Below are 18169 nucleotides of genomic sequence, written 5' to 3' on the forward strand. Positions count from 1 at the left end.
TTATCTCTATTTATATATTTTAGATTTTCAACTATCAATTGCCAAGCACTGCTTGCCGCACCACCTGTGATGCAATATCTGCAGCAGAACCTGCCCCACTTTCTCCATTTTCAACTATAACCGCAACTGCAATTTTAGGATCATCAACTGGTGCTATTGATATAAACCATCCATGAGGAATTGCCTCTACTCCGTTTTCCATATAATCTGCTGTTCCTGTTTTTCCCCCTGCATTAGTTCCATCAAAATATGGCCATCTATATATATTATTAGAAACTAAATAACTCATATATTCTTTTATAATAGCCGTTATATCTGCTGAAATCACATCACTCTTAAGTGCTTTATTTTCTATTTCCTTTATAGTATTTCCATCTTTATCGATAACTTTATTAACTAATTTAGGCTGCATTAAAACTCCATCATTTGCAACAGTTGCTGCAACAATAGCCATCTGCATAGGGGTTACAGCCACACTCCCTTGACCAATACCACTTTGAGCTATATTCCCTAATTCATATTCTCCTAACTTCGGAAAAGTACTTTGTGATATAGATACACCTACTCCTGGTATTCTTGCATTAAAGCCAAACCTTTCTGCAACTTCCTTTAATTTATCGTTACCCATTTCCATGGCTAAAGTTCCAAATACAACATTGCTTGATACTCTATAAGCAGTTTTTAAGTCTAGACTTCCATGAGCCTGCTTCATAAAGTTGTTAAGTTCTATTCCATCCTCAAATGTAATCTTACCTTGATCATCAAAAATTCTAGCTGTTACAGCCGGATCATTTTCAATAGCCGCAGCTAAAGTTACAGTTTTAAAAACAGATCCCGGAGGATATATTCCATATAAGGCTCTATTTAACAGCCTGCTTTCAGTATCTTCTCCGCTATTAGCATCTTCCATTGCTCTTTCTAAATTAGTTGGATCATAAGTAGGTTTAGATACCATAGCAAGAATTTCTCCAGTTTTAGGATTTAAAGCAACCACTGAGCCCTTTCTATCTCCTAAAGCATCATAGGCAATTCTTTGAAGATCATAATCCAAGGTTGTAATTATACCATTTCCTACTTTTTCTTCATTTCTATTTTCTATTGCACTTTTTAAATCAAAATCCTTTAGCAGACTTCTAAAACTATTTGTAAAGCTATTATATTTTGATAATTCTTCATCAAATTCTTCTTCCAAACCTGTAATACCATATCTTTCATCTATATAACCTAAAGCATGAACATATAAGTCTCCATATGCATAATCTCTACTTTGATTATATTCGTCAATTCTTGCACTAGTAACAATAGGATTACCATCTCTATCGTAAATAGTTCCTCTTATTACTTCATTTCTTTTTGCCCAAAGTCTTCTATTACCTGAATCTGCTGCTATATCAGGTCCTTTAAATACTTGAAAATATGCTATATAGGATATCAATGCTATAAAGCAAAAAAGAAATATTATCATTACATTTTTAACATTTTTTGCTAGAGAATTCATGGCTTCCTCCTTATTTAATTTTCCTCTGATACCTTTTGTAACATTCCTAGTGCAAAGAACATTGAGAGCATTGAACTTCCTCCATAGCTTATAAGGGGTAATGTTATACCTGTAAGTGGTATTACAGTGAATATTCCCCCTATAATAACTAATGTTTGACATGCAATCATTGTACTTAAGCCAACTACCAACAATTGACTAAATTTATCACTAGTAACAAAAGCTATTCTAATTCCTCTATAAAATAGAAGGAAGTATAATATCATAATTCCTACTGCAAATATTATTCCAAATTCCTCACATATTACAGCAAAAATAAAGTCACTTTCGCTTGCAAATATTAAATCTGGAAATCCATTACCTAATCCAACTCCAAATAATCCACCAGATGCTATTGCATATAAACCTTGTACAATCTGATAACCTTCATCATTTGCATACTTCCAAGGATCAAGCCATACCATAACTCTTCTTTTAACATGACTAAATACCCCATATGCACCTATAGCTCCTACTATTGAAAGACCAAGACATGTAAACACATATTTCTTCTTAGATGTTGCTATATAAAGCATAGTAACTGCTATACCAAAAAATATAAGTGTAGACCCTAAGTCTGTTTGAAGAACCATACATACTAAAGAATACATTACAATTAGAGCTGGTACTATAAGCTGTTTGAAATCTGCTTTTATATTATTTTTACTTTCATAATCTTTCAAGGAAGAAGCTAAATATAAAATTAAAGATATTTTCCCAAATTCAGAAGGTTGAAATCCAAAGGGGCCAAAATATACCCAATTCATTGCCCCATTTGTTTCAACATTGAATATAAGTCCATAAATCAATCCCATTGGCATAAGGATTAAAGTTATAATCATATATATTTTCCTGTACTCTGCAAACTTACTCATATTAGGCAGAGCTACTGAAATAACTATGTAAGCAGTTATTCCTAATATTGCCCATAACAATTGTTTAATTGCCATACTTTGATCTATTCTAAATAGTACAGCCACTCCAATAACTGCTAATATACTTGAAAATATAAATAAGAATTTATCTCCATTTGGATAAAATCTTCTTATTAAATAATGAGAAAAACCTATTATAAGACAAAGACCTAATCCTATAAAAACTGCATTCTTGTTTAAAGGCTTTTCAAGTAGTGCCAAATTAGTAAATATTAAAATACATAATAAATAAATTAATTTAAGCACTCTTTTTTCTAACTTTAATTTATTCATATTTATACTCCTAATTCTTATCTGATCTAATAACTTTAAATATTGCACTACCTATCCTAAACTTATCGTTTGCTCTCAATTTAAAATATTCTTTTATTTTTACATCATTAACAAAAATACCATTGGTACTTTCTAAATCTCTAATAATTATTTCATTATTTTTAAGTTTAATTTCAGCATGATTTCCAGATACATATTGATCACTAAGTCTTATCGTATTACCTTCTTTTCTTCCTATGGTAATTACATCTCTTAGTAATAAAATAGATCCTTCTTCTAAATTTGAATTTTCTCCTACGCTAACAACTTCTATTCCATAGTTTCTTTTAGTAGAACTTGGTCTTTTTCTTCCACCACTTTTTACATCCTTATACATTATCTTTAAAGCATAAAAAATAATGAAATAAAGTATTACTATAAACGCTATTCCAAAAACCAGTCTTATAACCTTCGAAAAATCCATCTTTTCACCTCTAATTAGTTATTATACTATCATTATATATTAAAATAATTAAATAAAAATAACAACTGGCTTAATCTTATAATTATCTTAGGATTTTCTTAAGATATTTACCTGTATAAGACTGATCCACCTCAATTATTTCTTCTGGAGTTCCAGTTGCAACTATAGTTCCACCCTTATCTCCGCCTTCTGGTCCTAAGTCTACTATATAATCAGCACATTTTATTATATCTAAATTATGCTCTATAACTACTACTGTATTACCTGCATCTACTAATCTTTGAAGTATAGTTATTAATCTGTTTACATCATCTATATGAAGACCTGTTGATGGTTCATCAAGAATGTAAAGAGTTTTTCCTGTACCTCTTTTTGATAATTCAGCAGCTAATTTTATTCTTTGAGCTTCTCCTCCCGATAACTGTGTCGAAGGCTGACCTAATCTTATATATCCAAGGCCTACATCATATAATGTTTCAAGCTTATTCTTTATTCTTGGTATATTTTCAAAGAATTCCAATGCTTCCTCTACTGTCATATTTAAAACATCAGCAATATTTTTACCTTTATATTTTACTTCTAAAGTTTCTCTATTATATCTTTTTCCATTACATACTTCACAAGGAACATAAACATCAGATAAAAATTGCATTTCAATTTTTATTATACCATCTCCAGAACAAGCTTCACATCTTCCTCCTTTTACATTAAAGCTAAATCTACCTTTACTATATCCTCTCATTTTAGCTTCAGTTGTTGTAGAGAATAAATCTCTTATTATATCAAACACTCCTGTATATGTAGCTGGGTTTGATCTTGGAGTTCTTCCTATAGGACTTTGATCTATATCTATTATTTTATCTATATTTTCATATCCTAATATCTCTTTATAATCTCCAACTGGATTTTTACTTTTATTTATTATCCTATTTAATCCCTTATAGAGAATTTCATTAACTAAAGTACTCTTTCCTGAACCAGAAACACCTGTAACTGTTGTTAAAGTTCCCAAAGGTATTGATACATTTATATTTTTTAAGTTGTTTTCCTTTGCTCCTTTGATTTTTATTAAATTACCATTTCCCTTTCTTCTTTCCTTTGGAGCTTCTACCTTTTTCTTCCCAGTTAAATATTGGCCTGTTATTGATTCTTCACAGTTCATTACATCTTCTAAAGTTCCTGCAACAACTACTTTGCCACCATGTTCTCCTGCTCTCGGGCCTATATCTACAATATAATCTGCTGCTTTCATTGTATCTTCATCATGTTCAACAACTATAACTGTATTTCCTATATCTCTTAATTTCTTTAAAGTTGCTATAAGTTTATCGTTATCTCTTTGATGAAGTCCTATACTTGGTTCATCTAATATATACAATACTCCCATTAGAGCTGAACCTATTTGGGTTGCAAGTCTTATTCTTTGAGCTTCTCCCCCTGATAAGGTACCTGAACTTCTTGCTAAATCTAAATAATCTAAGCCAACATCCACCAAGAATGTAAGTCTATTTTTAATTTCTCTTACTATCTGTTCACTGATTTTTTTGTCCTTTTCAGAAAATTCTATTGAATTTATATACTCAAGCTCCTCCTTAATCGAAAGAGTTGTAAATTCATAAATATTTTTATCACCTATTAAAACAGCTAAAGCTTCCTTATTTAATCTTGCACCCTTACATTTTGGGCAAGTATTATTTCCCATAAATTGCTCAATATATGCTTTCATATCATTAGAATTTGTCTCTATATATCTTCTCTTTAATGAATTTATTTCACCATCATATGCATAATTATATTGAGTTTTAACTCCATCTCTAATATATGTTACATTTAATTTCTTACCATTAGTTCCATATAAAATTAAATCTAATTCCTCTCTGCTTAACTCCTTAACAGGTTTATTTAAATCTATGTCATATTCATGACTTAAGGCTTGTAAAATTGCATAAGTCCAAGAGTCTTCTTTTAGTCTTCCTTCTCCCCAAGTTGCAATAGCACCTTCCATTATACTCAATTCTTTATTTGGGATTATTAAATCTTCATCTAGTTCCATTAATGACCCAAGTCCATCACAATGATCACATTTTCCATATGGGGCATTAAATGAAAACAGTCTAGGTTCTATTTCATCTATGCTCATACCACATTCATGACAAGCAAACTTCTCACTAAAAGTTATATCTTCTCCTCCTATTATGTTTATAACTACTATACCATCAGCAAGTTTTAAAGCTGCTTCAACTGAATCTGTTAATCTTGCTTCTACACCTTCTTTAACAATTATTCTGTCAACTACAACTTCAATGTTATGTTTTTTATTCTTATCTAAATTTATTTCTTCTTCAGTTAAATCATAAATAGAACCATCAACCCTTACTCTTACATATCCGCTTCTCTTCATTTTATCAAGAACTTTCTCATGTTGGCCTTTTTTACCTCTAATTACTGGAGCTAATATTTGAATTTTGGTTCTTTCTTCAAAGTTCATGACTTTATCCACAATTTGATCTACAGTTTGTTGTTCAATTGGTATTTTACATTTAGGACAATATGGCTTACCAACCCTTGCATATAGAAGTCTTAAGTAATCATATATTTCTGTTATAGTTCCAACAGTAGATCTTGGATTTTTGCTAGTAGTCTTTTGAGCAATAGATATTGCAGGGGATAATCCTTCTATATTTTCTACATCAGGCTTATCCATTTGCCCAAGGAACTGTCTTGCATATGAAGATAATGACTCTACATACCTTCTCTGTCCTTCTGCATATAAAGTATCGAAAGCTAAAGAGGATTTTCCCGATCCAGATAAGCCAGTTAAAACAACTAATTTGTCTCTTGGAATTTCAAGTGATATATTTTTTAAATTATTTACTTTTGCTCCCTTTATTATTATTTTATCTTTCATAAAATAAATCCCTTTCTGTTTATATTATATATTTTTTTCTATATATAAATTTTTAAACTCGAACTAATGTTCCTAATTATATTCTAAATTTTATTATAATTATTGTCAATTAATATATCCTTGTCAATGTTTTTAATTTTCCAATTTATGTTTTTGCATTTAAAAAGAGAGCTCTTTTAAAGGCTCCCTATTTCTTAATTTTTATGGTATTCTCTTTTCCATATTAATATGTTTGACTGGTATAACTTCTGAGATAAATATTTTACCTGTAGTTCTATAACCATTCTTAAGATAAAATTCTCTAACACTCAATCTTGTTTCAAGAATTATCTTTTTATATCCTAATTCTCTAGCATAATTCTCCATAGCTCTTAAAATGGCAGAACCAGTTCCTTTTCCTTGATTTTTAGAATTAACAGCTAAGTATTTTATTCTTATTTTTTTATTATCACTATGACTTAAAGTTCCAACTCCTAAGATGTCTTCCTCTTTAAATGCCCCAAAAATGACATCCTTATCTACTTCACTTCTTAAATCATCATCATAAATGCTGCGCCTCCAAGGTCTCCTAAGAACCTCATTTCTTAGAATTAAAGTTTTTTGATAATCATCAGTACCGTACCTGATAATTCTTACTTCCATGATTATAGCCCTCCTTAAATAAAAAAATTGATATAAATCCCCAAATCAATTTTTATATTTAAATTAAATTTTATCATAAGAAACATTACTATTCAATTATGGAAAAGTTTACAAAACAAATATAAAATTTAAGAGATTGATTTTTATAACCAATCTCTTTTAATATTTATTTACCTTTTAAATCATTAATTAAATCACGTAATTCCGCTGCTCTTTCAAATTGTAGATTTTTAGCAGCCTCCATCATTTCTTCTGTATATTTCTTAATTAATTTCTTTTTGTCCTTAGATGAAATTTCTACATTGCCTTCCTTAATAACTTCATAAATAGATGGTTCTTCTGCTGTTTTTGTTGCTTCTATTACATCTCGTATATCTTTAACAATAGTTTTAGGTATTATATTATGTTCTTCATTGTATTTAATCTGCTTCTCTCTTCTTCTTTTTGTTTCTTTTATAGCTTTATCCATAGACCTTGTTATTACATCAGCATACATTATAACTTTGCTTTCTGCATTTCTTGCAGCTCTACCAATTGTTTGTATAAGGGATGTTTCTGAACGTAGGAATCCTTCCTTATCTGCATCTAATATTGCAACTAATGCAACTTCAGGAATATCTAATCCTTCTCTTAAAAGGTTAATTCCAACTAATACATCGAATTTTCCAAGTCTTAAATCTCTTATAATTTCCATTCTCTCTATAGTTTTTATATCTGAATGCATATAGGTAGTTTTTATACCTAAATCAGATAAGTATTTAGTTAAATCTTCTGCCATTTTCTTTGTTAATGTAGTTATAAGCGTTCTATAACCCTTATCTATTGTTTTTCTTATTTCTCCATACAAATCATCTATTTGTCCTTCAACTGGCCTTATTTCTATTACTGGATCTAATAAGCCTGTAGGCCTTATTACTTGTTCAGCCACATTTGTTGAATGGTCTAATTCATATTCTCCTGGTGTAGCACTTACATATATAACTTGATTTATCTTCTTTTCAAATTCCTCAAACTTTAATGGCCTATTATCAAAAGCACAAGGAAGTCTAAAACCATAATCCACCAATGTAGTTTTTCTCGATCTATCTCCTGCATACATTGCTCTAGCCTGAGGTAAAGTGACATGACTTTCATCTATAAACATTAAATAATCATCAGGGAAGTAATCTAGTAAGGTTTGAGGCGGAGTTCCTGGTGCTCTTCCATCTAATATTCTTGAATAATTTTCTATTCCACTACAGTAACCCATTTCCCTAATCATTTCAATATCATAATTAGTTCTCTGTCTTAATCTTTGAGCCTCTAACAACTTTCCTTGACTATTTAATTCTCTTAACCTATCTTCAAGTTCATCTTCTATCTGCCTTATAGCTCTCTCTAATACCTCTTTTGAAGTAGCAAAGTGAGATGCTGGTGAAATAGCCACATGATTTCTTTCCCCTATTATGTTTCCTGTTACAACATCAAACTCTCTAATTCTTTCAATTTCATCACCAAAAAACTCTACTCTTATTCCTTTGCTTGACGAATAGGATGGTATAATATCTAAAGAATCCCCTCTTACTCTAAAAGTACCTCTAGCAAACTCTATATCATTTCTTTCATATTGTATCTCTATTAATTTTTTAATTACTTCATTTCTATCTTTTATCATTCCTGGTCTTAATGAAATTGTTAATTTTTTATACTCTTCTGGATTACCTAGTCCATATATACAGGAAATTGATGCAACTATTATTACATCTCTTCTTTCTAATAAGGCTGATGTAGCTGAATGTCTTAACTTATCTATTTCATCATTGATAGATGCATCTTTTTCTATAAAGGTATCTGTTTGCGGGACATATGCTTCTGGTTGATAATAATCATAATATGACACAAAGTATTCTACTATATTGTTAGGGAAGAACTCCTTAAACTCTGAACATAACTGTGCAGCTAAGGTTTTATTATGAGCTAAAATTAATGTAGGTTTTTGAACTCTTTCAATAATATTAGCCATAGTATAAGTTTTACCTGATCCAGTTACTCCAAGCAGTGTCTGACCCTTATCTCCTCTTTTTATTGATTCAACTAAGCTTTCTATAGCCTTTGGCTGATCACCTGTTGGTTTAAAATTTGATACTATCTTAAACTCCGGCATATTTTCACCTCCATGTTTATAATAACTTTACATATATTCTATACTTAATAGAATATATATTCAACATTATATATAATAGCTCCTGCATCCTAGTGTTGTTCGTTTATTTGAGCGAATGCGAGTTTAACGAAAACACTTGATGCAGAAGCTATTATGAATCTAGAACTTCTTGCACAGTTATTATCTCATGGAATATTGTCTATTTATTTTTTGTAGGTTACATCCTACTTCTTTTTTTTCATCTCTTCTAATACTTTTTTAAAGTTATTTTCTTCTACTTTATACATTTTATTATCTTGTACCATTTTAGGTACTAATAATATTCCTAACCTATTTTTCTCTGGAATAATCTTTAAATCGACTATTTCCCCGGAAATTCTTATTACTTTTATAGATATCTCTCTTAATTCTTTCTTTATAACTTTAATAACATCAACTTCTGATTGAGCTTTCTCATTATTTACTTCTATTATTCTATCGCCTCTTCTTATACCATCTCTATAAAAATAAGAATATGGAGATACTTCTAAAACTGAAACACCACTATCATCTGTATAGTATATGTATTTTCCCCTTTTTTCTAATTTCTCTTGTATCTTTAGCATAAATTCATGTCCAATTGGTGCAAAAGTAATAACTATAATTTGTCCAACAATTCCGTAAGCAGCTAATTGAGAAACCACTGATAATATTAATCCATATATTAAAATTCCAACTCCTGAATAAAGAGTTTTTTCCTTCTTTTTCTTTGTAAAAGTTATTGAATTATAACTTAAAACTCCGTAAAAAGGAATTGCAGAAATTATTGTACTAGCCAATATTAACATAGTTTCTTTATTGTTTAATATAGGCCACCAAGTTGGTGTTTCTACAGCTGTAGTCATTACACTTGAAGAATTCCCTGAAAAAATAATAAATATTGCAACAGGTAAAGCCCAAAATCTATTATAAGCAAAACCACCTAATATTTTATTATCTTTATTTGTAAATACAGGAATCGCTCCCCTGCTTCCATCTACAATAACTAAAAATCCTTCTATTATATGCATTACACCAACAAAAGTCATTAAACTTAGTATATCAATATTTAAGTAAACTTCAGTATTAGTAACATCTGCAAAGATATTAGCTAAAATGCTTATAAGTCCTAATATAGAACTTGAATAAGAAAAGCACATATATTTTTTCTTAAAAAATAAAAGTACTATTGATATCAGAAAAATAAATTCTATTCCTGAATTTTCATTAAACATAACTCCTAACAAAGCAAGAATTACACTTGCTACTGCTCCAGCTATTATTCCTAGTGATATCTGTGAAAGTGTAAGCTCTAGGGGAGAGTTTATACTTTCCCCTAAAGTTAATCTTTGCATCATAGATACTTTTTTATTTTTAAAATAAAATATTACACCTAAAATAACTAAAGTAATTATGTGAGCAGGCTCAATTATGGCATAAGCTACAGCTCTTAAAGTATATAATATTAAGTCCATCCGAGCCTCCTATTTCATTTTATCTTTTAATACTTCTAATGCTTTTAAGTATTGTGTATCTATACTTCTATTATATTCCATTTGCATAGTTTCTTTTGGTATAGAAACTTCTATATCTGGAGTTATTCCTATTTTGTGTATATTTTCTCCCTTTGGTGAATAATACTTTGATGTTGTCACTTTTAATCCTACAGTTCCACCTTCAAATTCTATTAGCTGTTGAACTATACCCTTACCAAAGCTTTTTTCCCCTACTGTAGTAGCAACTCCATAATCCCTAAGAGCTCCTGTTACTACTTCTGAGGCTGAAGCACTTCCTCCATCTATTAATACAACTAAAGGCATTCCTATTGCATCTCCACCTACAGATTTTGATTCTACTTTATTATCATATTTATCAATTGTATAAGTGATAATTTTTCCTTTTTCTATAAATTGCGATGCAACTTCAACTGCCTCATTTAAGAAACCTCCAGGATTTCCCCTTAAATCAAGTATAATTCCTTTCATGCCCTTATCTTTTAATTCTAAAATTTTATTTTTAAATTCATCAGCAACATCTTCATCAAAGGAAGTTATTTGAATATATCCTATATTATCCTCTACAATTTCACCTCTAACAGCTTCAACTTTTATTACATCTCTTTTAATTACTATATCAAGAATTTCTGTTTCATTTCTTTGAACTTTTAGAGTTACATTAGTACCTTGTTCCCCTCTTATCATTGCAACTGTATTATCTAGAGTAGGATTCACTAATTCTTTACCATCTACTTCTATTATTACATCTCCTGACTGTAATCCTGCTGCTTCTGCTGGTGAACCTTCTATAGGAGCAATTACTGTTACCTTATCTTCTTTAATTCCTAGGTGGGCTCCTATCCCAACAAATTCTCCTTCACTTTGCTCTATAAATTGCTTATATTCCTCAGCATTCATAAATACCGTATATGGATCATTAAGAGAATCTGTCATTCCTTTTATTGCAGCCTCCAGTAATTTTTCATCATCAATTTCTCCATCATATTTTGCTAACAGTGCATTTCTAACTTGAAACAACAGCTCATATTTCTGTACATCTTTTATATCACTTAAATCACTTGCTACATCCTCACTAACCTTTCCTATAGTTACTCCATTCATAGCAAGAATATTACCTAAGTAAAATAAGAATATATTTGAAATTAAAAAAATAACGATTATTAATGTTATAATTATTGGTTTTTTTAAGCTTCGTTTTTGCACCTGATTATTCTTATCCTCCATATAAATACATACTTCCTTTCAAAAACATTATAAAAACAAATTATTTAATAATTAACCTTAAATATGTTTTAAGTGGAGAATTATCTCCACTTAATATTATATAATTTATTCTATCTTTTATTTCAATTTTTTATACATCTAAGAACTTCCTTAAGGCAAAGGCGCTTCCTACTGAACCAATAACAGCTCCACCTAATATAAATCCTAATCCTAAAGGTCCAAGTATAAAGCTTGGCGAAATTATATTTGCAATAAATACACTAGAAACTATGTAGTTATATACTCCTTTATATGCAAAGAATAATAAAAATACTGATAATATTGAGCCAATTAATCCAATTACTATTCCCTCTATAATAAAAGGCCATCTTATAAACCAATCTGTTGCCCCAACATATTTCATTATTCCAATTTCTCTTCTTCTAGAAAATACTGTTATTTTGGTAGTATTAGTTATTAAGAAAATTGATACTCCAATAAATACCACAAAGAGCACCATTCCAATAACTCTTACAGCATTTACAAAAGAGCTAATACTTTCAATCATTTCTCTGGCATTAGTAATATCATCTACCCCTGCCATATCCTTTACTGCTGCTTCTATTGAATCTGCATATTCAGGTGCTTCTAATTTAACAATATATGAATTTTGTAAAGGATTTTTCTCTAAATCATATCCTTGTATTAACCCTGGATTATCTTTAAAACTTTCTTTAAAATTTAAGAAAGCTTCTTCCTTAGTTTCATATATTACTTCCTCTACCCCTTCTTGCTCAGACAATTTTATTTCTATTTCTCTCTGATCTACTAGCTTTATATCATCCTTTAAATATACCTTGATTTCTATCTTTGAAGCTACATCCTCTACCGCCCTGCTAAAATTCAAGCCTAGAAGAGCAAATGTACCAAATATAAAGAATGTTATAAGTACAGTTATAATAGCAGCTATACTTAATGTTCTATTTCTTTTTAGACTTTTAAAAGCATCTATAAAAAAATACTTCATTGAATTAATCTTCATTTTCGTACATCCCCCTTCTACTATCTCTTGTTATATATCCCTTTTCTATAGCTATAACCCTCTTTTTCATATGGTCAACTATATCTTTAGCATGGGTTGCCATAACAATAGTGGTTCCACCCCTATTGATATCTTCTAACAATTCCATTATTCCTTTTGCTGTTTCTGGGTCTAAGTTTCCTGTTGGCTCATCACAAATTAAAACTGAAGGATTATTTACTATTGCTCTTGCCAAAGCAACTCTTTGCTGCTCTCCTCCAGATAATTCGTTAGGAAACATTTTATATTTATGTGATAATCCAACTAATGATAACACCATTGGAACTCTTTTTCTAATTTCTTTTGGGGATGCTTCTACAACTCTCATAGCAAAAGCTACATTTTCATACACATTTAAAGTTGGAATAAGTCTAAAATCTTGAAAAACCATTCCAATCTTTCTTCTATAATATGGAATTTGCTTTCTAGTTATACTAGAAAGTTTAGTTCCTGCCACATATACTTCTCCAACAGTTGGATCTACTTCTTTTATTAACATCTTTATAAAAGTTGACTTACCTGAACCAGATGGTCCAACTAAAAAAACAAATTCTCCCGAATCAATACTTATATTAACGTCAGTTAAAGCCTTAACATTATTATCATATAACATTGATACGTTATCAAACTTTATCATTATAAAACACCTCTCGCCTAGCTTATTAAATAGAATTTTAAGCTTATAGCGTTATTATAACATAATACAATGTTTTAAAAAAACTATTTTTCTTATTTTATAGACAATAAATGATTTTTTAATACTTTCTTAATATTCTACAAATCCCTTACCTAAGGCTTCAGTAGATTCACTGACAGTTAAAAAAGCTTCAGGATTATTTTCTTTTATAAACTGTTTTAATGTAATAAATTGTTTAGAATTTAAAACTGAATAAATTATTGCAGTATCTGATTTAGTATATCCACCTTTCCCAGTTAGTATTGTACATCCTCTATCTATTTTATTATTAATAAAATCTACAATTAAATCCTCTTCCTTAGTTATAATAAATACTTGCTTAACAGGATTTATTCCAGCAATAAACTTATCTATTAAATTACCTATTATTATGGTACTTAATAAACCAAATAAGCCTTTTTCTACTCCAAAAGAATATATTGCTAAAATTGTAACTGTACAATCTGCAATTAATAATCCTTGACCTATAGGTATATGAAAAAACTTATTTATAAACTTTGCTATTATTGACGTTCCTCCTGTTGATGCATTTTGATTAAATACTATAGCTGTCCCAAAAGCTACTACTGCTGAGCCAAAAATACTAGCTAAAAGCAGATTATCAGTAACGACTATAGGCGGAAATACATTTTCGCAAAGCCACATAAAAGCAGATGTCAACATCGCTGAATAAATACTTTTAATCCCAAAGGAGCCTCCTATAAAAATAAATGATAATACAAATAGAACTAAATTACATATAAACATAAAAACACTAGGGCTTATTGGAAAAATTGCATTAATAGCTAGAGCTAACCCTGAAATACCTCCTGATGCAATTCCATTAGGGAAGTGAAAATACTCTAATCCTATCACAACAATGGCAACTCCAATTGTTGATAAAAAATATTCTTTAATCGTCTTCATATTTCTTTCGTTTTCCTCCTACTATAAGTTTATACTATCCTAAATCTCCAAAACCTTCTCCCATAACTTCATGAACTTCTCCAACAGTTATAAAAGCCTGAGGATCTACTTTTGAAATGTATTGCTTTAATCTTATGAATTCACTTCTTCCTAAAACTGCATATATAACACGAGTTTCTTCACCACTAAAAGCTCCTATTCCCTTAAGATATGTGCATCCTCTATCTAAATCATTCATAATAAACTGTGATATTTTATGGTTTTCAGTACTTATTATAATTACTTCTTTACATTTCTTAAATCCTTCTATTACCTTATCTATTAAAATTCCATTCATAACTACGGTTAACATTGCATATAAACCTTTATCTAATCCGAAAGTTAAAGCACCTAGTAAAGTAATAATAAAATCAACAGCTAACAACGATTTACCAACATCAATATTAAAATAGTCATTTAGTATTTTTGCAACTATATCTGTACCGCCTGTAGATGCGTTAACATTAAAAATTATCCCCATACCAAGAGCTGTTATAGCAGTTCCAAATATCGCTGCTAACATTAGATCTTCTGTTAATGCGAAAGGGCTAAAAAACTGTTCAATAAATATCATAATTCCTGATAATAATAAACTAGCTACTATTGTTTTAAGCCCAAATGCTTTCCCAAGAAAAATAAATCCTACAATAAATAAAATTAAATTCATTATAAAAACTAATGATCCTGTAGAAATCACTGGAATGTATTTAGTTATTACTACAGCTAATCCTGTTACTCCACCAGCTGCTATATCATTAGGAATAAAGAAATATTCAAGGGCTACAGCAACTAATATAACACCAATAAAAATTAATAAATATTCTTTTAATCTATCTTTCATTAACCTTCGTCCCCCTATTAGACTTTTTATTATTTTCCCACACTTTACAATTTATATCCTCATATATAACATATCCAAAATTATATTATATTTCTATTTATATACACTTTCAATATAAAGAAAAAAGAGCTGTTTCATCTATAATATAGAACAGCTCTTTCTTCATAATTTGCATGGTAAATTAGCTATTAGTTTAAATATATATTATTTTTTTAAAGAGATAGCTTTTTTAACTTTTTCTACTATATTAGCTGAAGTTAAGCCGTATTTTTCTAATAATTGATTTGGCAATCCACTTTCTCCAAAAGTATCATTAACTCCAACTTTAACTACAGGTACTGGATATTCTTCACATAAAACTTCTGAAACAGCAGATCCTAAACCACCAATAATATTATGTTCTTCTGCTGTTACTATTGCTCCTGTTTCTTTTGCTGCTTTTATTAAAATATCTTTATCAATAGGTTTTAATGTGTGTATGTTTATAACTCTTGCACTAATTCCTTGCTTTTTAAGCTCTTCTTTTGCTTCAAGAGCAGCATCAACCATTATTCCTGTCGCAACTATTGTTACATCATTTCCTTCTGATAAAGTTACACCTTTTCCTATTTTAAATTCATAAGTATCCTCATCATTTATTATATTAACTGCAGCTCTTCCTAATCTAACATAGCAAGGTCCTTCATATTCAGCAATTGCTTTTATAGCAGCAGCTGCTTCAACTCCGTCAGAAGGACATATTACAGTCATATTTGGTATACTTCTCATTAAGGCTAAATCTTCAACAGCTTGATGAGATGCTCCATCTTCTCCCACAGTTAATCCAGCATGAGTTGCGCATATTTTTACATTTAACTTTGGATAACATATTGAATTTCTAATTTGTTCAAAGGCTCTTCCTGCTGCAAACATTGCAAAAGTACTTACAAAAGGAATTTTGCCACAAGTTGATAAACCAGCTGCAACAGCCATCATATTAGCTTCTGCTATTCCCATGTTAAAAAATCTTTCTTCGCAAACAGCTTTAAAATCTGCAGTTTTTGTAGATTTTGAAAGATCCGCATCTAAAACTACTATATTCTCATTAACACTTGCTAATGATGCTAACGCTTTACCATAAGCTTCTCTTGTTGCAATCTTCTTACTCATTATCTATTACCTCCGATTTCAGCTAGCGCTTGTTCGCATTGTTCTTTATTCGGTGCATTTCCATGCCATGCAGCTTCATTTTCCATAAAGGAAACTCCTTTTCCTTTTACTGTCTTACAAACTATCATTGTTGGCTTACCCTTATAATTTTTAGCCTTTTCTATTGCATCAATTATTTCTTCATAATTATGACCATCGATAGTTAGAACATTCCAACCGAAAGCTTCAAACTTTTTATCAATTGGTGATGGATTCATAACTTTTGTTATATCTCCATCTATCTGTAGTCCATTAAAGTCTACGAAAGCAGTTAAATTATCTAACTTATAATGAGCTGCTGACATAGCTGCTTCCCATACTTCGCCTTCTTCTAATTCTCCATCTCCTAAGATTGAATATACTCTATAATCCTTCTTATCAATTTTACCAGCTAAGGCCATTCCAACAGCTGCTGATATTCCTTGACCTAATGATCCCGTAGACATATCTATTCCAGGTAATGACTTCATACTAGGATGTCCTTGTAACCTTGAATCAATTTTTCTTAATGTATTTAATTCTTCTGGATCAAAATATCCTTTTCTTGCTAAAACACTATATAAGGCAGGTGCAGCGTGCCCCTTTGATAATACAAATCTATCTCTATTCGCATCCTTTGGATTTTTGGGATCAATATTCATTTCTTTAAAATACAATGTAACAAGTATATCTGTTATTGATAGAGAGCCACCAGGATGTCCTGAACGAGATTCTGTTAACATTGAAATAATATCACCACGAACAGTTTTAGATATTTCTTTTAATTCCTCAATATTATTTGACATTTTTCATCCTCCTAAGATTTAAATTTACCTGTGAATAGGTTGCCCTATTTTGCTAAAACTATTTTATCATAGCCTTTTTCTTTTGTATATACTTAATATATATTGAATTTAATAAAATATATATTATTTGTTATAAATGTTACTCTTTTAAATCAATTGTATATCACATTATCTTTTGTTTATATAAACAAAAGAAACCCAAAAGGGTTTCTAAATTATTAAACGTACACTTTATATGCCTTTAAATTATTAAATTTCTTTTTCTAAGTTTAAACTAATTAATAAAGCTTTATTAACTTTTTTCATGTCACTATCTGTCATGTGTCCTATTTTTTCTTTTAATCTTCTTTTATCTAAAGTTCTTATTTGTTCTAATAAAACAACAGAATCTTTATTTAAACCGTATTCTTCTGAAGAAATTTCTACATGTGTAGGCAATTTTGCTTTATTTATTTGTGATGTTATAGCTGATACTATAACTGTCGGACTATATTTATTCCCAATATCATTTTGAATTATTATAACAGGTCTAATTCCCCCCTGTTCTGATCCGACTACTGGACTTAAATCAGCATAGAAAATGTCCCCTCTTTTTACTACCATAGTGGTCATTAGAATATCACACTCCGCAAAGCCAGTTCTCATATTCCCTAATATCTGCAAGTTCACATTCGAAAGGAAGTTGCGAAAACTCCAAATTAATTTTAGACATCTCTTTATAGCCTTCCTTCATCATCTCTAAAAAATCTATATCAATTTTATCATTCTCATACTTTATTATATTATTTTTTTTAAATTTATTTACACTTTTTATTCTAATATCACTTTTTTTGAAATAAATTTTCTTATACTTTTTAGACATAATTTGCCTCCATATAGAAATTCTATGTATAAATAAATTATATTGCAAATTATGTCACATTGTCAAAATCAAATTGTTATTTTCTAAGTATTTCTAAGTATTTTTAAATTTTTATTTTAAAAAAACAAAAA

Annotated in this window: 16 protein-coding genes; all 16 read right to left on the minus strand. The window is 29.7% G+C overall.

Annotated features, from left to right (window positions below):
- Positions 1 to 34: 34 nt before the first annotated feature.
- Positions 35 to 1498: a peptidoglycan D,D-transpeptidase FtsI family protein gene (locus tag BEN51_RS12635; RefSeq protein WP_119866376.1), complete on the minus strand. Its 1464-nt coding sequence runs from the start codon at positions 1496 to 1498 to the stop codon at positions 35 to 37.
- Positions 1499 to 1512: 14 nt separating this feature from the next.
- A complete protein-coding gene (locus tag BEN51_RS12640; RefSeq protein ID WP_119866377.1) occupies positions 1513 to 2745 on the minus strand; it encodes an FtsW/RodA/SpoVE family cell cycle protein in 1233 nt (410 codons plus the stop codon).
- A gap of 10 nt (positions 2746 to 2755) precedes the next feature.
- A complete protein-coding gene (locus BEN51_RS12645) occupies positions 2756 to 3208 on the minus strand; it encodes an FHA domain-containing protein (RefSeq protein WP_119866378.1) in 453 nt (150 codons plus the stop codon).
- A gap of 82 nt (positions 3209 to 3290) precedes the next feature.
- The gene (gene uvrA, locus BEN51_RS12650) at positions 3291 to 6116 is read right to left on the minus strand and encodes an excinuclease ABC subunit UvrA (protein WP_119866379.1); all 2826 of its coding nucleotides are present in this window, start codon (positions 6114 to 6116) and stop codon (positions 3291 to 3293) included.
- 201 nt (positions 6117 to 6317) lie between these two features.
- Positions 6318 to 6758, minus strand: coding sequence for a GNAT family N-acetyltransferase (locus BEN51_RS12655; RefSeq protein WP_119866380.1), 441 nt, complete (start codon positions 6756 to 6758; stop codon positions 6318 to 6320).
- Positions 6759 to 6924: 166 nt separating this feature from the next.
- On the minus strand, positions 6925 to 8901 hold the full coding sequence (gene uvrB, locus BEN51_RS12660; RefSeq protein WP_119866381.1) for an excinuclease ABC subunit UvrB: 1977 nt from the start codon (positions 8899 to 8901) through the stop codon (positions 6925 to 6927).
- Positions 8902 to 9125: 224 nt separating this feature from the next.
- Complete coding sequence (locus BEN51_RS12665; RefSeq protein ID WP_119866382.1) at positions 9126 to 10394, minus strand: PDZ domain-containing protein; 1269 nt, start codon at positions 10392 to 10394, stop codon at positions 9126 to 9128.
- 9 nt (positions 10395 to 10403) lie between these two features.
- Positions 10404 to 11660, minus strand: a complete 1257-nt coding sequence (locus tag BEN51_RS12670) for a S41 family peptidase (protein ID WP_119866383.1) — start codon at positions 11658 to 11660, stop codon at positions 10404 to 10406.
- A 130-nt stretch (positions 11661 to 11790) separates the two neighbouring features.
- Positions 11791 to 12681 carry a permease-like cell division protein FtsX gene (gene ftsX / locus BEN51_RS12675; RefSeq protein ID WP_119866384.1) on the minus strand — a complete coding sequence of 297 codons (891 nt, stop codon included), beginning with the start codon at positions 12679 to 12681 and terminating at the stop codon, positions 11791 to 11793.
- Complete coding sequence (ftsE, locus tag BEN51_RS12680; protein ID WP_119866385.1) at positions 12671 to 13357, minus strand: cell division ATP-binding protein FtsE; 687 nt, start codon at positions 13355 to 13357, stop codon at positions 12671 to 12673. The genes ftsX and ftsE overlap by 11 nt, the downstream gene beginning before the upstream one ends.
- Before the next feature lie 129 nt (positions 13358 to 13486).
- The gene (locus BEN51_RS12685) at positions 13487 to 14323 is read right to left on the minus strand and encodes a YitT family protein (RefSeq protein WP_119866386.1); all 837 of its coding nucleotides are present in this window, start codon (positions 14321 to 14323) and stop codon (positions 13487 to 13489) included.
- A gap of 34 nt (positions 14324 to 14357) precedes the next feature.
- Entirely contained in the window at positions 14358 to 15203 is an 846-nt protein-coding gene (locus tag BEN51_RS12690) for a YitT family protein (RefSeq protein ID WP_119866387.1), read from the minus strand.
- A 204-nt stretch (positions 15204 to 15407) separates the two neighbouring features.
- Positions 15408 to 16352, minus strand: a complete 945-nt coding sequence (locus BEN51_RS12695; protein ID WP_119866388.1) for a transketolase family protein — start codon at positions 16350 to 16352, stop codon at positions 15408 to 15410.
- Positions 16352 to 17176 (minus strand): transketolase, encoded by an 825-nt coding sequence (locus BEN51_RS12700; RefSeq protein ID WP_119866389.1) that lies wholly within the window; start codon positions 17174 to 17176, stop codon positions 16352 to 16354. Before BEN51_RS12700 ends, BEN51_RS12695 begins: the two co-directional genes overlap by 1 nt.
- A gap of 249 nt (positions 17177 to 17425) precedes the next feature.
- Entirely contained in the window at positions 17426 to 17788 is a 363-nt protein-coding gene (locus tag BEN51_RS12705) for a type II toxin-antitoxin system PemK/MazF family toxin (protein WP_119866390.1), read from the minus strand.
- 7 nt (positions 17789 to 17795) lie between these two features.
- Entirely contained in the window at positions 17796 to 18038 is a 243-nt protein-coding gene (locus tag BEN51_RS12710; protein ID WP_119866391.1) for a hypothetical protein, read from the minus strand.
- Positions 18039 to 18169 lie beyond the last annotated feature (131 nt).

It is taken from the genome of Clostridium isatidis (assembly GCF_002285495.1).
In the GTDB taxonomy this organism is placed as follows: domain Bacteria; phylum Bacillota; class Clostridia; order Clostridiales; family Clostridiaceae; genus Clostridium; species Clostridium isatidis.

Bases quoted from the DNA above. Each gene is read 5' to 3' on its own strand.
- BEN51_RS12645 (WP_119866378.1), bottom strand. From the start codon at position 3,208: ATGGATTTTTCGAAGGTTATAAGACTGGTTTTTGGAATAGCGTTTATA.
- BEN51_RS12655 (WP_119866380.1), bottom strand. From the start codon at position 6,758: ATGGAAGTAAGAATTATCAGGTACGGTACTGATGATTATCAAAAAACT.
- ftsX (WP_119866384.1), bottom strand. From the start codon at position 12,681: ATGAAGATTAATTCAATGAAGTATTTTTTTATAGATGCTTTTAAAAGT.
- uvrA (WP_119866379.1), bottom strand. From the start codon at position 6,116: ATGAAAGATAAAATAATAATAAAGGGAGCAAAAGTAAATAATTTAAAA.
- BEN51_RS12710 (WP_119866391.1), bottom strand. From the start codon at position 18,038: ATGTCTAAAAAGTATAAGAAAATTTATTTCAAAAAAAGTGATATTAGA.
- BEN51_RS12670 (WP_119866383.1), bottom strand. From the start codon at position 11,660: ATGGAGGATAAGAATAATCAGGTGCAAAAACGAAGCTTAAAAAAACCA.
- BEN51_RS12685 (WP_119866386.1), bottom strand. From the start codon at position 14,323: ATGAAGACGATTAAAGAATATTTTTTATCAACAATTGGAGTTGCCATT.
- BEN51_RS12705 (WP_119866390.1), bottom strand. From the start codon at position 17,788: ATGACCACTATGGTAGTAAAAAGAGGGGACATTTTCTATGCTGATTTA.
- BEN51_RS12665 (WP_119866382.1), bottom strand. From the start codon at position 10,394: ATGGACTTAATATTATATACTTTAAGAGCTGTAGCTTATGCCATAATT.
- uvrB (WP_119866381.1), bottom strand. From the start codon at position 8,901: ATGCCGGAGTTTAAGATAGTATCAAATTTTAAACCAACAGGTGATCAG.
- BEN51_RS12635 (WP_119866376.1), bottom strand. From the start codon at position 1,498: ATGAATTCTCTAGCAAAAAATGTTAAAAATGTAATGATAATATTTCTT.
- BEN51_RS12700 (WP_119866389.1), bottom strand. From the start codon at position 17,176: ATGTCAAATAATATTGAGGAATTAAAAGAAATATCTAAAACTGTTCGT.
- BEN51_RS12640 (WP_119866377.1), bottom strand. From the start codon at position 2,745: ATGAATAAATTAAAGTTAGAAAAAAGAGTGCTTAAATTAATTTATTTA.
- BEN51_RS12695 (WP_119866388.1), bottom strand. From the start codon at position 16,352: ATGAGTAAGAAGATTGCAACAAGAGAAGCTTATGGTAAAGCGTTAGCA.
- BEN51_RS12690 (WP_119866387.1), bottom strand. From the start codon at position 15,203: ATGAAAGATAGATTAAAAGAATATTTATTAATTTTTATTGGTGTTATA.
- ftsE (WP_119866385.1), bottom strand. From the start codon at position 13,357: ATGATAAAGTTTGATAACGTATCAATGTTATATGATAATAATGTTAAG.